This is a genomic window from Abyssicoccus albus, assembly GCF_003815035.1.
Lineage (GTDB): Bacteria > Bacillota > Bacilli > Staphylococcales > Abyssicoccaceae > Abyssicoccus > Abyssicoccus albus.
The window spans coordinates 47,104-60,104 of the sequence record NZ_RKRK01000006.1 but is presented as its reverse complement, the minus strand read 5'-3'; the positions used below and the strand labels follow the sequence as shown (position 1 = coordinate 60,104).

The window sequence follows — 13,001 nt, the reverse complement described above, 5'->3', positions numbered from 1 at the left end:
CGGAACTGGCAGACGCACAGGACTTAAAATCCTGCGGTAAGTGATTACCGTACCGGTTCGATTCCGGTCCTAGGCACTACGCTATTTTTATAGCGTTTGTACCTTCGTGATAGTACCGAACTTCGTATGACTAAAATCTAGCGTAGTTAGGTGGTGGTAGTATGACGAAGAGACGAACGTTATCTCCGGAAATGTTGGAGAATGTACGGAAAGAGTATCGTGCAAAAGCTACGTTGGAAGACGCTAAGTTGTCGAAAGACATTACGTTCGACGAAGCCGTTGAAGCCTTTATCGTAGATAGAAAGCGTAAAGGTTGTTCGCAAGGCACGATAGATTACTACGAGCAACATTTATCTACGTATAAAAAACGTTATATACAGATGTATGACGAACACCCTCCTAGACGCATTTTAAGGCGTCATATAGACGACTTTATTCATTTCGGTACAAAAGTACTCGGAAACAAGAAGTCGTCCATACACACGTCTCTACGTGCCGTTAAAGCCTATTGTACGTTCTTGGTTAAGTCGGACATAGAGGACGTTAATCCTTTCGATAAAATTCCCATTCCAAAAGACCGTCACAAAGAAATCGAAACATTCTCGGACAAACAACTTGCGACATTATTGCGTATGCCTAACTTAGAGACCTTCGTAGGATTCAGAGACTTTGTGATGATACAAACGTTCTTAGATACGGGAATTAGGTTGACGGAGTTATTGGCGTTAGAACTTGACGACATTTATTTCTCCGATAAGTACTTGGCTATTAGAGGGAAGAACGGTAGAGTAAGACACGTTCCATTCTCCGAAGAATTACAACCGTTGATTCGTAAGTGGTTGCGAATTAGGGGCGACGTTGAGACCGAGGTTGTGTTCATTACGGAGTTTAATAAACCGTTAAAGAAACGTTCGGTACAGAACCGATTTGAGAAGTACGGTAAGATGGCAGGAATTACTAACGTAAGAGTTTCGCCACATACTTGTCGACATACTTTTGCGAAGATGTATGTGAAGTCTGGCGGTAATATATTTGCGTTACAAGATATACTCGGACACCAAACGTTAGATATGGTTCGTGTATACGTAAACTTATTTTCGGGAGAACTGTATAACGATCATCGAAAAAGAAATCCGTTGAAACAATTACGTGATATTTACTAAAAAAATTATCGAGAAGAAAATGCGATTTGACAACGTTTGTCGGTCGCATTTTTATTTTTCGTAAAATTATTTTCGGAAATTTGTCCCACCCGACATACAAAACTGTTATATGTATGTAGGAGGTGGTCGAATGAATTCGGAATTATTTTTAATTGTTCCGAAGAGGTTGGCGATGGACGACTCCTTAACTTCGCAAGATAAGTCGGTTTATCTAGCCGTTTTAAATCATTGTAACTTTAAAACGAAGGAAGGGTTTCCGAGCCGTAAAACGCTAGAGAAAGAGGCGAAAGTTTCCAATAAGACATTGACGAAATGTTTACGGAATCTTACCGAAAAAGGCTATCTCGAAATTGTTAGTCGCAAAAGTCGCAATGGTAATGACTTGTCAAATACTTACAAAGTATTGTAACCGTTGGTATGGCTACGATTGTATACCATACTAGGTATATTTAGAATACCCTATATGGGTATGACGAATAAGTCTCTCGAATGATTGAATACCGATGTTATTGGGTGGTGTTCATTTACGTAGGTGGGTGGTGTTCATTTACGTATGGGGAGGGGTGTAAATCGACACCACTAAATAGTATTACTAACGCTAATAATACTAACGAAATAACAATAACTCGTGTTTATATAAATATAAACACTCGTAGAGGCGAAGCCTCTGACAGGCAAAGCCTGTCTTTAGAAAAGCGTTACTATATAAGCGTATATAACTTCGCTATAATACCGATACTATATAAATATATTCGGTATATAAAAACCCTAGAGGCTTCGCCTCTCTATTCGAGAATCAAAGATTCTCTCATAGACATACGTAACTTCGGTACAAGTAAATAAATACGGAATAATGGAGTGGATAAATAATGTCGGATTACATGGATAAAAATATCGAAGAATGGAACGTTAGAGACTTCCACGGTTATATGAACTACATAACCGATAAGAAGTTCGGAGTTAAATACGCTCCTATGCGTTCTTGGAAGATGGAGCAAGGTATGCTCGGTAACATTGTCGGAACAAAGACGAAAGAAGGATCGCATGACAAGCGATTGATTAAAGCGTTTATCGACCTTACTTTCTCGGAGTACAAGCCAACGGATCAATACCCGGCACCAACGTTCGGATTTGTATGGACATACAGACAGTCTGATTTACAACGTGTCGAGAAATCACTTTCGAAACAAAAGCACGAAAAAGAAACGAAAGAAGAATTAAACGAAAATAAAACGGATATTGACGATTGGTTACTAAGTTAAAATCGGATATACCCATAAGAATCATTTTAAGGTGTCATATACGAAGATAAATTGTTTCCGAGTATTATATATCATCTGAACATTACATCGCTATATTCGGGCTTATATGGACGAATTAGAGAATGTGAAAAATAAGAAGGAGGAATATCGAGTGGAAAACGAAATTAACTACAACGAAATTATCACGAAGTTAGAGTCAGTCGCTACAGACGGATTCGAAACATACGTACAGGGGGTATTTGTTTCAAGCATACTATGGCTTTTGTTTAACGTAGTAATTATTGCGTTAGCATGCCTAGGGGGGTATATTACGTATAAAGCTATTTCCGAATATGAAGAGGATTTATTTTCGATGGTGGCAGCTGGAATAATACCGGCAGTAGTAATTACGGTGTGTTTGTACGGAACAGTAATTAGTTTACAAGGAATTTTTATGCCGGAGTTTGTGGCAATAAACGAGATGATTGGACGATGAGTGTAATTAAAGAATAAAAGGAGAATGGAAAATGAAAACGAAAAAGTATATAAAAGATATGGAGAGTTTAAACTTTATAGGAAAAGTAGAAGAAACTAGGCGCTATGTCTGTGTCAAAAATAAAAACGGAGACGACTTAATGCTTGTCGACAAACTAGCGATATTTTCGGTAGCTGTAGACCAAAAACATTTTGAAGGTTTGACTGGAGACAATAAGGCAGTCTTAATAAATTTGACAATTCTTTATGCAAAAACTCCACCAGAAGAACGTAAGGAAGAGAAACGGTATTACGCTCGAAGTAAGTTTACGGCGACTGGGGATAACTACTTAAATTTATTTGATTCGGGGAACACAGACCTCATAACTAAATTTGCTCCACAGGGAGTACAAACGAAATTTACTATCGAAGAGCTTAAAGGCTTAGGTATTCAATTTGACGAAAATAACGAGCCATACGAGTGGATATTAGAGGAGGTTACAGAATGATTTATGACGTTAATAATCAAGTAGTTGAAGTGGGAGACAGAGTAAGATTTGGTCGTATTCATCTTGACGTAAAAGGAAATATCGTAGATGGAGACGTAGAGATTATCGTTATGAACGACGATGATTTAAAGTCGTTAAGAGAGGTTACCGTTTCTGGTGTAGAAATTATCGAAAAAGGCGCACTAGAACTCGATGAATATTATGAGGTAATGGACATTACATTTTCGGGAGGAATTAATTCGCTTAATGAGAAGATTAAGGAGAAAACTTCGTGGAAACACGAAATAATATCAATGAATGTCATGCGTGATGAGTTCTCCGAAATGGACGAATTAGTTGTGTTGGTTAGATGGTATAAATAAGGAGGACGAGTATGTGGATAAGACAAACGTAATATTAATACTTAGATTACTCGCAATACTCTGGACTATGGCAATTTCTATAACGTTTATAATTACCGGAGGAACTGTTTATGGATTACTTATGTTAGTGGTATTTATAATACAGATAGAATTTTATACGGACTTATTCGTATACAGCAAGTCTTTAGAAGAGTCGTATTGGAGAGGCGTTAAAGACGGAAGTAAAATAATGGGGGATATAGAATGAAGGATAGCAGGCTAAAGAAGTTCGTATTAGGTTTGTTGTTACTTATTGGGGCGCCTATAATAGTTCCGTACAGAATAGCCGAAATGCACTTTGTTTCTAAGACGCATTGGTTAGTATCGGTTGCGGAATGGGTCAACGCTACGAAAGTCATGTTCGAAGAATCCATTACAGGAAAAGAAAATGCAGAAAACCTATTTAACGAGAATGAAATTGACTGGTGGTTTAGGACGGGGCGTTATATAAAGAAATACTCCGGACTATCTTACGGAGAAATTTCAGAGTTCAGAAACGAAATGAATTGGTTTAGATTCGCTAAATCATCGCACATGGATTACGCCGATTTTTCGAATGAAGGAAAAGCAATTTCATTAATAATGGACGTTGGAGAAAAGACTAGTTACGTTGTATTTAGGGAAGATAGAACTTACGAAATAAAGGTTGCCGAACACAAAACCGAAGAACTTAAAGGAATAGTTGACGATAGTTTTATAGAAACGATAAAGAACTGGAGGAATAACCATGAAAAATAAAGTATTAATCGAAGAATATTCTATTTACGGAGAAATGGGCGAAGCATTGTACTCGCATAATTCATACGTAAGAGATAACGATGAAAACTTACGTAAAGATATAGTAAGTAATTATAACTATGATATTTTCGAAATATTTGACGAAGAGAGTTTTATCGAAGGAAGAATTGACACCCTTTACGTGGGACTTCGTTATAGAGACGTAGACAGTCCGGACGGATATTCTATCGTAATTAATACCTACGAAAGTAAGTGTGTGGAAATTAAGGAAGAGTACAATCACAAAATGACGGAGTTAAATAAAATGTTTGGCGTAGAATCTTCCGAAGTAAATACAACCGAAGACAAACTCCGTTCAATGATCCGTTTACTAGAATCGCAAAACGAAGATTTACTGATGGAATTAGAACGAATCACAGAACACGAAAAATAAACTAACGAAAGGGTGTAAGGAATGAAAACGAAAGAATTGCTAGAACGTGTTGGCGAGATAGACTTTGTCGGTAGAGTATATTTAACAGAGCGTAATGTCGATATACAGAGTGTTATTATATGTGGCGATGATGATTGGGTGCTTATGTCTATTAGGACTGACGAAGAGTTTTCTTTAAATAGTCAACGAGGTCCACTCGTATATTTAACTTATGAACAACGTGAAGAACTTATGAAAATTGTGTGGGAATACACGAGTACGCCGAAAGAAGAACGTGAGAATATTAAGGAGGGTTAAAAATGATACCGAAATTTAGAGCGTGGGATAAAGAATACGAAGATATGCATGATGTATATTGTATTGATTTTCATAATAAAGCAGTCAAAACTCTAGACCCAATGGTTGGGCATTGCTTTTGGACGACTATGCAAGGAAAGATACTTATGCAATCAACAGGGCTAACAGACAGGAACGGTCGAGAAATATTCGAAGGCGACATTATAAAAGCGACATATCACACTGTAAATGACAAAGGAACTGAAATCGAAATAGTTAAAGTGTTAGGTTCTGTTTATTTCAACTATGGTGCTTATTATGTAGACGGTTACTATTTCAAAGAATTGAACAATTTAGAGGTTATTGGAAACATATTCGAGAATCCGGAATTAAGGGAGGATACAGAATGACAAAAGGATATACTAAAGAGCAATTAACAAACTGGAAGATTGAGTCGTTTGACAAGATTCATTGGTATATAAGTCATGTAGACGTAATTCTAACGGAGGATATGTATAACGAGGAAGAACAACAGTATGATTTTGAAGAATTGTATTACCGATTAAGAGACATTATTTACGAATTTGAAGACAGATACATGAGTTCGGAAATTGAGGAGGAGTAAAGTTGAGTAAGTTTATCGTAAAAAGAGCGTCAAGCCTATCCGGAAGCCTACCGCCTATAGAAAATTGCAGACGAGAAGAAGTTGCGTACATAAGCATACGTACACTACCCTCGTTCGAAGACTTCGATAAAAAGTATGAGCGAACGGAAGGGAGATGGATTGATAACGGTTGGGGACATTGCGTTAATAAACGTGGGTATATCCAACGTTATGAAAAGCGTGAGTGTTGGGTAGTCGAAGTCGAAACATTAGACGATATAATGTTTATGGTAGAAGATTACGGAGATATAATTGTCGGATATTCAGAGTATGTACTACCTGTTATAACGATATACGACTACTATGTGGAATAATCAAACGAAAGAAAGGAGCGTTACAATGACGCAAACAAACGAAAAAAATTGCCCGTTATCCGGAGTATGTAACGTCGCAGGAACACTCCCGCAATGTACAACAGACTGTTCTCCGTATATATCGGTCACAAGACGATACAAAGCGTCACAACTACCGAAAGACTATACAACGACATTTATGTCGAATAGTCCGGTAAGAGCGACACAGGAGGCGATCTACGCTACATTAGACACGTATATAAAGTCGTTCTCAATGGACGGGGTACGTATCAAGAACGTATATTTAATGTCGGAATCTCCCGGAACAGGAAAGACAACAACGGCTTCGGCATTATTGAACGAATATATTAGAAGACGGTTCATGTACTACGTAAAACGTAAGGAAGAAGTACCGCAAGAGTTAGCGTTATTTCTAGATATGACGGAGTGGCAGAACCGATACAACATGGCTACGATGTCAAAGGACGAAGATAAACTCGATGGAATAGCGAAAGACATTGAACGTTACTCCGAAGTAGAGTTCCTTGTAATTGACGATATAGGACTACGTACAGCAACGGAAGCCTTCCGAGGTTACGTACATACGATAATCAACGCAAGAACAACGAACTCATTGCCGATAGTATTCACGAGTAATGTTCCGATCACTGAACTACGTAACGTGTTCGACGATAGGTTATACGATAGAGTGCGAGATCAATGTATCGAATTACCATTTGACGGACAGAGTAAAAGGGGGCGAAGATAGATGAGTAATAACGTAGGAAGTATGTTATTGTCGAAAGTTATCGACGAAGAGAATTTCAACGAATTAAATAAATACGGAATTACGGAGGATTCTTTCGTAGCCAAGTCCGACAAAGACGTATATAATTTCTTGGAGAACTACGTGTTGAACAACGGAGGAAAGTTACCGTCATATGCTACCGTAGTAGATAAATACGGAGATAGATTTACGTATGTTCCCGGAGTAACTGATTCGTATGAGTATCTCGTAAGACAAGTAAAGAACCGTAAAGCACAACTGATGTTCAAGGATTACGTAGACAAGATTCCGGAAATGTTCGATACAGGAAAATCGGATATGGAAACTTTACTTTCGGACTTGACAGACGAGTTAGAGATGATTAATAATAAGACTAGACACGAACAAACGTTCGGTACAAATTTAAAGCATGATACCGATAAATTTAAGCGTGAATATATGAAACGTAAAATAGGCGAATCCGGTAAGGTATGGTCGAGTTCATTTGATTATATCAACAAGGAAATCGGAGGTTGGGCTTCGGGTTCAATGTACGTATTTTACGCACGTTCTGGACGAGGTAAGTCGGCATTGACTACGTATGACGCCGTTCATTTGGCACGAGAAGGTGCTAACGTATTGATGTGGACGCTAGAGATGTCTTCGTACGAAGTAATGTCGAGAATGTATACGTTCTATTCTGCGATGGAAGGTAAGACGATATACAAAGACGAAGAAACACTTGCCGAGTATGAAGCCGGATTTGAGGCGAACAAGATTCGAGGAGGACAATTAGACGGAAATATGGAACAAGACTTTCTCTCGATGGTAGATTCGATGAATCAGACAATGAAAGGGAATATATTTATCCGTTCAGTTGACGATGAAGATTTTTACAGTCGTGATTTAAAGCAATTAGAATCGGACATAGATTCCGTAAATGCTGATGTCGTAGTCATTGATCCGTTCTATTACATGGATTACGAAACAAACCGAAGTAAGACCGCAGGAGGAGACGCTGCCGAGACGAGTAAGAAACTCCGTAGATTATCCGGTAATAAAGACGTTGTAGTGTTCGCAATAACACAAGCCGAAGAAGACGATAAAGAGCAAGATAAGGACGAGATAAGAGCGTTAAAACTTCCGAAACGTAAGGAAGTAAAGAAGACGAAATCATTACTCGAAGACGCTTCCGTATTGATTACACTCGATACAGATTATCGACAAAAGTCCGGTATTATCGGAATTAACAAAGGACGTAATGGTGGCGAAGGAACAACGAAAGAAATAACGTATATTCCGAACGTAGGTATCGTAAAAGAACTTTCGATTGATGAAGGAATGTTCGGAGAGTTTTGATCGTGAGAAAGGAGCGTAAGCATGGCGAACATAAAGGTTGGCGATAGACATATTGACGTTGATTTAATGGCGGAATTAGAACCGTATGAGTTCCATCGACAGAAACGTTCTGGCGACAAGTTAATCGCCTGTTCTCCGTTTAGAGACGATGATACACCGTCGTTCTTTATCAACGCAGGAGATAGCGAGTATGCAGGAACGTGGGGAGATTCCGGGGCGTATGACGACTACTGGAAGAGTGGGAACTTCGTACAACTGTTGGCGTACTTACGCTCGGAAACTTACGAAGAAACTGTCGATTACCTAAGGTCGATATATGATTACGAATATGTAGATACGGATATACACATTGAGTTTAAACCGTTGTATGAACGTAAAGGATTCGTAGAAGTTCCGAAAGATAAGTACGAAGATAAGTCGATTGATTACGCATACTTAAAGTCGAGAGGAATTAATCCGAAAGTCATAGAGAAGAACGGTATATTTGATAACGGAAGTAGTATCGGAATACCTTGGCATGACATAAACGGAAGAGTGGCGAACATTAAATATAGAAGTAAGTACGATAAAGTATTTTGGTACGAGAATGAAGCCACACCAATCAATCGTTTAGTATACGGAATACACCATGTTGTACAGAATGGAATAAAACGCATTGTAGTATGCGAAGCAGAGATAGACGCTATGACGTGGCAATCTTCTGGAACAATGGCAGTCGCAGTAGGTGGTTCGGCTTTCAACCGAATACAAGCTGACTTGATTGTCGCAAGTGGTGTCGAAGAAGTAATACTCGGAGGAGATTTTGACGCTAAAGGACGGTTGTTGAACGAAAGGGTTTACGAGTTGTTACGAAACAAAGTAAACGATATTTATAGAGTACAAATTACGGAAGAAATGTCAAGACTTAAAGACGCAAATAATCTTGGTATAATACGATTAAGCGAGTTAAATTTCGAAAGAGTGAATAACTTGCCTACTATAACGATATAAAGGAGACGAATAAATGAAGAAGATTTTATCGGCATTGTTGATTACGGTAATTATGTTGACGGGTTGTGGCGAAAAGGCTTACGAAGATGAGGACGCAAAGTTAGACGCATATGTAAAGGAAACTTATTTCGCATTTATGCACTATTCGTATAAAGCAGGACTAAACAATAACAACGGATATGAGTTGGACGAAGTATTAAATATCGAACCATATATCGAAGCATACGGAAAAGACATTGATCCGGATAAATTATCGACAAGGGCTAGAGTATTCTACGAAGAATCACTAACGGAATTAGATTCGTTTGATAGTATGGTAGATAATGCCGAAAGAAATATGCCGGGATTTGTTAAAACACACTTTAATCAAAATTTTGGTTCAGACGGATTCATTTCTAAATTACGATCGTATGCAGATACGAAACATTATGAAGGGGAAGATTATCCGGAACCTGTATCGGTAGAAGAACTACAAAAAGGGAACTACACCGAAGAATAGTTCCCGAAGTATTAATAGTTGTCTGATAATCCAAGTAAGTAGTCGGCAGATACGTTTAAATAATCACACATTGCATACAATGTTTTAGCAGAAGGATTACCAGATGTAGCTGCCTTTCTAATTGTCGAAGAGTTAAGTCCGGTATTCCTAGAAATATCTTCATAAGTTAATCCCTTTCTATCTCTCAAAGAATTAAAACGGTCTATAAATACTTGTCTTTCGTACATTTTAACACCTCCTTAAAATAATTTTAAAAAACTTGTTGACATTAGGATTATATTCCTTTACAATAAATTTAGTTAGTTTTTGAGGCAACAAAAATTAACGAAAAAAAAATTACAAATTTTTGTCCCGGCGAAGGGTAAAAACTGTTATATGTATATAGGAGGAACATAAGTGAATAAAGAAAAATGTATTAGCTACATTAAAAGTCGGGGAGTAACCGACGACCATGTAGCAGAAACAATTTACAACGACGCATTACTTCAAGGACACAAGGCGATGAATTACCTTCTCGGAAACTTCTTCCAGAAAGATAGAAAGTACGGAAGAGATTTCACGACAGTAGAATCGGAAGAACATCTCCGATTAGACGCACCTGTTAGCGAAGAAGATGGATCGAGATTACTTATCGAAATTATTCCATCTGAAACATTAGATAATAAAAAACTGACGAACCAACGGCAATTGATTCGACAGTTGACTGATGAAGAAGATTCGAGAATGACGGCAATCATTAACGAATTTCTCAATCAAGATAAACCTACGATTACTAGCGTATCAAATAGTCTTGGCTTAGACAGAAAGCAAGTACGTAGGAAATTGGACGAAATTAAGAAACGATATAATCCCGAAATACACGTTAGTGTAGACGAGGCATTATGCTCTTAATTTCTACCGTGAGTATAACACGTTAGTCAATTGTAATCAATTTAGCTTATTACATTATTAATATACCCGAAAAATTAAAAAATAAACACGAAATAAAAACGAAAAGGAGACGATTAAAATGACACCGCAAGAAATGTTCGAAGAAATGGAATCGGCAATTGAGCCGAAACATACAGAAGTACTATACAACGGAGGGTTTAATTCGGACGATGATCCGATGGACTTTATTGAAGCAAGTCAAATCGTAGGAGGATTTACGTATGAGTAAAAGAACGGAATTAAAAATATTCGTAGGATTGATTTCGTTGGCAATGACGATAGTTGCATACCCGATAACTTGGTTCGTGCCACTAGAGTGGACACTCGTAATACTAGCAGCAATATCGACAATAACTGTTTCGATTTATTCATACGAAGAAGATTTAATCGAAAAGTAGAACCGTTCCATCATTACGATGGACGTTCTACGAAATAACCGAATGTTCTACCACCTTTTTCGTTCGGTTGTTTCGTAGAGCGAGGTACCCGTTCTAAATAATCCGTCATTGGAGACGTCCATAGTCGGAACAAATTATTAGGAGGAAATTAATTATGGCAAATTATTCAGTTGGTGTGGAAGCATTAAAACGTTTCAACGGAGGAACTTCGAATTACGAAGACAACAAGTTCGCTAAATTTTCTAGCGGAACAGAGTATACAGTGAAAGTGTTGGGCGAAGCAGACGTAATGTCGGCACGTACTTACTCACACTTTAACAATCCACGTATCACGACATTTACGGCGAAGGAGCCATCTTCTGTTCACAAGGATAGCGACGGAAACTTTGTTTACGATAATCCAACACCGTGGGATATTGTTTCGCAAGCTATGTACGATAAGTCGAAAGAAAACCGAGACGAGTTCGCACAGAAAGGTTACGCAGTTTCAGCGAAAACTAGATACGCATTTGGTTTCTACGATTTAGACGCAGAAGACTTCATCATCATTGATTTAACGGCTAACCAAGCGAAAGAAGTTTACGAAGAAATCAGTAAGCACGGAGAGAAACTAGGTCAACGTATCTTCAAGTTATCTAAAACAGGAAAAGGCACAAACACGAAAGTATCTTTAGACGTAGTATTTCCGGGAGATGAAACGGACAAACAGAAAGAAGCGTTTGAAAATGCTCCGGACGAGTTCCCGACAACTAAGTTCGAAGGATTATACTTCGAGAAATCTACCGAAGAAATGAAGAAGGATTTAGTTGCGATGGGTTACAAACTGGAAGACTTCGGAATTGAACCTCCGAAAGAAGACGACAACAAAGACTTGGCGGAAGATGAATTACCGTTTTAATTACAGGAGGAGATTATATGGCGAGTTATCAGACGAGTAAAGGAACGACGTCCGAGTTGATCGCACAAGAGTTACTCACGTCGAAAGGCTTTAGCGTTCATACGCCTATCTCCGACGAATCATACGACTTGATTGCGCACGAGAATGGTACGAGAGTGTCATTCCGTGTTCAAGTCAAGACGTTACAGGTTAGGACGGATAGAGAGAACGCATTGGTGGTAAAAGCCGTTAAGTCTAACGGAAGACCTTATACAGTAGATGAGGTCGACTATATTCTTGCAGTAGATTTAGATAATACGACGGGTTACTTAGTGGAAAATACCGGACAAAAAGAATACTGGTCGAAAGACTACGAAACGGCAGAACGTAAATGGTCGAAGTTGTCTTTCGGTACTAATGAATATGGAGATGTGGTTTAATGTTTAACGGTAAAAAATTGGACGAAATTAACGAACGACTTGGTTTAGGGAACGAAGAAGCGAGACTTAACAGTCGACTACAAGGAAATAGGCTTTCTAATATTTATGGAGAATTGGTTAATCTTAGAGTCGGCAGTGATGATTCGATAAAATACTTCGAAGAAATTGTAGATAGACTAGTGGATATAAATAAGACATTAATAGTAATCGGAGAATCGTTAGAGACTTCGGAAGTTAAAGTTAATTTATCGAACAGTTATTCGGAAGAAGAGGTAGAACACGACGATATTTCGGAAGAATCATTAAAAGATATTCTACAAGCCATGACTATAGTATTAGGGAGTATGAACGGTAGATTGTCAAACTTGGAAGATAACTTCGAAGAGTTAGACGACGAGGTTGAAGATTTACGAAACGCTTATGACGTGTTAGAGAAGGGGTTAGATGATAATACCGAACTTCTAACTCATAAACTAGAGAAATTAGACGAATTAGAGAAGAAACTACAACGCAAGGTAAAGTCTATGGAAAGCTTGATGTTGTTATAAAT

Annotated in this window: 24 protein-coding genes; 23 read left to right on the top strand and 1 reads right to left on the bottom strand. The window is 38.2% G+C overall.

The window, feature by feature from the left end; all coding sequences use genetic code 11:
- The first annotated feature begins 161 nt into the window (after positions 1-161).
- From EDD62_RS08625 to EDD62_RS08545, 17 genes are all read left to right on the top strand, one after another.
- The gene (locus EDD62_RS08625; protein ID WP_123808711.1) at positions 162-1,163 is read left to right on the top strand and encodes a tyrosine-type recombinase/integrase; all 1,002 of its coding nucleotides are present in this window, start codon (positions 162-164) and stop codon (positions 1,161-1,163) included.
- A 130-nt stretch (positions 1,164-1,293) separates the two neighbouring features.
- Positions 1,294-1,572, top strand: a complete 279-nt coding sequence (locus tag EDD62_RS08620) for a helix-turn-helix domain-containing protein (RefSeq protein ID WP_123808709.1) — start codon at positions 1,294-1,296, stop codon at positions 1,570-1,572.
- A gap of 460 nt (positions 1,573-2,032) precedes the next feature.
- Positions 2,033-2,425, top strand: coding sequence for a hypothetical protein (locus EDD62_RS08615; RefSeq protein WP_123808707.1), 393 nt, complete (start codon positions 2,033-2,035; stop codon positions 2,423-2,425).
- Positions 2,426-2,531: 106 nt separating this feature from the next.
- Complete coding sequence (locus EDD62_RS08610) at positions 2,532-2,900, top strand: hypothetical protein (RefSeq protein ID WP_123808705.1); 369 nt, start codon at positions 2,532-2,534, stop codon at positions 2,898-2,900.
- Between the two features lie 31 nt (positions 2,901-2,931).
- A complete protein-coding gene (locus tag EDD62_RS08605) occupies positions 2,932-3,387 on the top strand; it encodes a hypothetical protein (RefSeq protein ID WP_123808703.1) in 456 nt (151 codons plus the stop codon).
- The gene (locus tag EDD62_RS08600; protein WP_123808701.1) at positions 3,384-3,749 is read left to right on the top strand and encodes a hypothetical protein; all 366 of its coding nucleotides are present in this window, start codon (positions 3,384-3,386) and stop codon (positions 3,747-3,749) included. Before EDD62_RS08605 ends, EDD62_RS08600 begins: the two co-directional genes overlap by 4 nt.
- A 13-nt stretch (positions 3,750-3,762) precedes the next feature.
- Positions 3,763-3,996: a hypothetical protein gene (locus EDD62_RS08595; RefSeq protein WP_123808699.1), complete on the top strand. Its 234-nt coding sequence runs from the start codon at positions 3,763-3,765 to the stop codon at positions 3,994-3,996.
- Positions 3,993-4,526, top strand: a complete 534-nt coding sequence (locus EDD62_RS08590) for a hypothetical protein (protein ID WP_123808697.1) — start codon at positions 3,993-3,995, stop codon at positions 4,524-4,526. The genes EDD62_RS08595 and EDD62_RS08590 overlap by 4 nt, the downstream gene beginning before the upstream one ends.
- On the top strand, positions 4,516-4,959 hold the full coding sequence (locus EDD62_RS08585) for a hypothetical protein (protein WP_123808695.1): 444 nt from the start codon (positions 4,516-4,518) through the stop codon (positions 4,957-4,959). Before EDD62_RS08590 ends, EDD62_RS08585 begins: the two co-directional genes overlap by 11 nt.
- Positions 4,960-4,980: 21 nt before the next feature.
- Positions 4,981-5,256: a hypothetical protein gene (locus tag EDD62_RS08580; protein ID WP_123808693.1), complete on the top strand. Its 276-nt coding sequence runs from the start codon at positions 4,981-4,983 to the stop codon at positions 5,254-5,256.
- 2 nt (positions 5,257-5,258) lie between these two features.
- Entirely contained in the window at positions 5,259-5,645 is a 387-nt protein-coding gene (locus EDD62_RS08575; protein ID WP_123808691.1) for a YopX family protein, read from the top strand.
- Entirely contained in the window at positions 5,642-5,860 is a 219-nt protein-coding gene (locus EDD62_RS08570) for a hypothetical protein (protein ID WP_123808689.1), read from the top strand. The genes EDD62_RS08575 and EDD62_RS08570 overlap by 4 nt, the downstream gene beginning before the upstream one ends.
- Before the next feature lie 2 nt (positions 5,861-5,862).
- Positions 5,863-6,213 (top strand): hypothetical protein, encoded by a 351-nt coding sequence (locus EDD62_RS08565; protein ID WP_123808687.1) that lies wholly within the window; start codon positions 5,863-5,865, stop codon positions 6,211-6,213.
- A gap of 25 nt (positions 6,214-6,238) precedes the next feature.
- A complete protein-coding gene (locus EDD62_RS08560; protein ID WP_170152816.1) occupies positions 6,239-6,961 on the top strand; it encodes an ATP-binding protein in 723 nt (240 codons plus the stop codon).
- Entirely contained in the window at positions 6,962-8,317 is a 1,356-nt protein-coding gene (locus tag EDD62_RS08555) for a DnaB-like helicase C-terminal domain-containing protein (protein ID WP_123808683.1), read from the top strand.
- A gap of 21 nt (positions 8,318-8,338) precedes the next feature.
- Entirely contained in the window at positions 8,339-9,307 is a 969-nt protein-coding gene (locus EDD62_RS08550; RefSeq protein ID WP_123808681.1) for a toprim domain-containing protein, read from the top strand.
- Positions 9,308-9,320: 13 nt separating this feature from the next.
- The gene (locus EDD62_RS08545) at positions 9,321-9,806 is read left to right on the top strand and encodes a hypothetical protein (RefSeq protein WP_123808679.1); all 486 of its coding nucleotides are present in this window, start codon (positions 9,321-9,323) and stop codon (positions 9,804-9,806) included.
- Positions 9,807-9,817: 11 nt separating this feature from the next.
- Here EDD62_RS08545 and EDD62_RS08540 read toward each other — a convergent pair whose 3' ends face one another.
- Positions 9,818-10,033, bottom strand: coding sequence for a helix-turn-helix domain-containing protein (locus EDD62_RS08540; protein WP_123808677.1), 216 nt, complete (start codon positions 10,031-10,033; stop codon positions 9,818-9,820).
- Between the two features lie 169 nt (positions 10,034-10,202).
- Here EDD62_RS08540 and EDD62_RS08535 point away from each other — a divergent pair, with 169 nt between their 5' ends.
- From EDD62_RS08535 to EDD62_RS08520, 6 genes are all read left to right on the top strand, one after another.
- Positions 10,203-10,697: a hypothetical protein gene (locus EDD62_RS08535; RefSeq protein WP_123808675.1), complete on the top strand. Its 495-nt coding sequence runs from the start codon at positions 10,203-10,205 to the stop codon at positions 10,695-10,697.
- A gap of 118 nt (positions 10,698-10,815) precedes the next feature.
- The gene (locus EDD62_RS09255) at positions 10,816-10,965 is read left to right on the top strand and encodes a hypothetical protein (protein ID WP_170152815.1); all 150 of its coding nucleotides are present in this window, start codon (positions 10,816-10,818) and stop codon (positions 10,963-10,965) included.
- Positions 10,958-11,134, top strand: a complete 177-nt coding sequence (locus EDD62_RS09250) for a hypothetical protein (protein ID WP_170152814.1) — start codon at positions 10,958-10,960, stop codon at positions 11,132-11,134. Before EDD62_RS09255 ends, EDD62_RS09250 begins: the two co-directional genes overlap by 8 nt.
- 154 nt (positions 11,135-11,288) lie before the next feature.
- Positions 11,289-12,032, top strand: a complete 744-nt coding sequence (locus EDD62_RS08530) for a hypothetical protein (protein WP_123808673.1) — start codon at positions 11,289-11,291, stop codon at positions 12,030-12,032.
- Between the two features lie 17 nt (positions 12,033-12,049).
- Positions 12,050-12,451, top strand: a complete 402-nt coding sequence (locus EDD62_RS08525) for a group I intron-associated PD-(D/E)XK endonuclease (protein WP_123808671.1) — start codon at positions 12,050-12,052, stop codon at positions 12,449-12,451.
- Positions 12,451-12,999 (top strand): hypothetical protein, encoded by a 549-nt coding sequence (locus tag EDD62_RS08520; RefSeq protein ID WP_123808669.1) that lies wholly within the window; start codon positions 12,451-12,453, stop codon positions 12,997-12,999. The genes EDD62_RS08525 and EDD62_RS08520 overlap by 1 nt, the downstream gene beginning before the upstream one ends.
- Positions 13,000-13,001 lie beyond the last annotated feature (2 nt).

Coding starts and splice junctions, on each gene's coding strand:
- EDD62_RS08525 (WP_123808671.1), top strand. CDS start 12,050: ATGGCGAGTTATCAGACGAGTAAAGGAACGACGTCCGAGTTGATCGCA.
- EDD62_RS08615 (WP_123808707.1), top strand. CDS start 2,033: ATGTCGGATTACATGGATAAAAATATCGAAGAATGGAACGTTAGAGAC.
- EDD62_RS08550 (WP_123808681.1), top strand. CDS start 8,339: ATGGCGAACATAAAGGTTGGCGATAGACATATTGACGTTGATTTAATG.
- EDD62_RS09250 (WP_170152814.1), top strand. CDS start 10,958: ATGAGTAAAAGAACGGAATTAAAAATATTCGTAGGATTGATTTCGTTG.
- EDD62_RS08555 (WP_123808683.1), top strand. CDS start 6,962: ATGAGTAATAACGTAGGAAGTATGTTATTGTCGAAAGTTATCGACGAA.
- EDD62_RS08560 (WP_170152816.1), top strand. CDS start 6,239: ATGACGCAAACAAACGAAAAAAATTGCCCGTTATCCGGAGTATGTAAC.
- EDD62_RS08570 (WP_123808689.1), top strand. CDS start 5,642: ATGACAAAAGGATATACTAAAGAGCAATTAACAAACTGGAAGATTGAG.
- EDD62_RS08600 (WP_123808701.1), top strand. CDS start 3,384: ATGATTTATGACGTTAATAATCAAGTAGTTGAAGTGGGAGACAGAGTA.
- EDD62_RS08585 (WP_123808695.1), top strand. CDS start 4,516: ATGAAAAATAAAGTATTAATCGAAGAATATTCTATTTACGGAGAAATG.
- EDD62_RS08605 (WP_123808703.1), top strand. CDS start 2,932: ATGAAAACGAAAAAGTATATAAAAGATATGGAGAGTTTAAACTTTATA.
- EDD62_RS08530 (WP_123808673.1), top strand. CDS start 11,289: ATGGCAAATTATTCAGTTGGTGTGGAAGCATTAAAACGTTTCAACGGA.
- EDD62_RS08575 (WP_123808691.1), top strand. CDS start 5,259: ATGATACCGAAATTTAGAGCGTGGGATAAAGAATACGAAGATATGCAT.
- EDD62_RS08540 (WP_123808677.1), bottom strand. CDS start 10,033: ATGTACGAAAGACAAGTATTTATAGACCGTTTTAATTCTTTGAGAGAT.
- EDD62_RS09255 (WP_170152815.1), top strand. CDS start 10,816: ATGACACCGCAAGAAATGTTCGAAGAAATGGAATCGGCAATTGAGCCG.
- EDD62_RS08610 (WP_123808705.1), top strand. CDS start 2,532: ATGGACGAATTAGAGAATGTGAAAAATAAGAAGGAGGAATATCGAGTG.
- EDD62_RS08580 (WP_123808693.1), top strand. CDS start 4,981: ATGAAAACGAAAGAATTGCTAGAACGTGTTGGCGAGATAGACTTTGTC.
- EDD62_RS08620 (WP_123808709.1), top strand. CDS start 1,294: ATGAATTCGGAATTATTTTTAATTGTTCCGAAGAGGTTGGCGATGGAC.
- EDD62_RS08590 (WP_123808697.1), top strand. CDS start 3,993: ATGAAGGATAGCAGGCTAAAGAAGTTCGTATTAGGTTTGTTGTTACTT.
- EDD62_RS08545 (WP_123808679.1), top strand. CDS start 9,321: ATGAAGAAGATTTTATCGGCATTGTTGATTACGGTAATTATGTTGACG.
- EDD62_RS08625 (WP_123808711.1), top strand. CDS start 162: ATGACGAAGAGACGAACGTTATCTCCGGAAATGTTGGAGAATGTACGG.
- EDD62_RS08520 (WP_123808669.1), top strand. CDS start 12,451: ATGTTTAACGGTAAAAAATTGGACGAAATTAACGAACGACTTGGTTTA.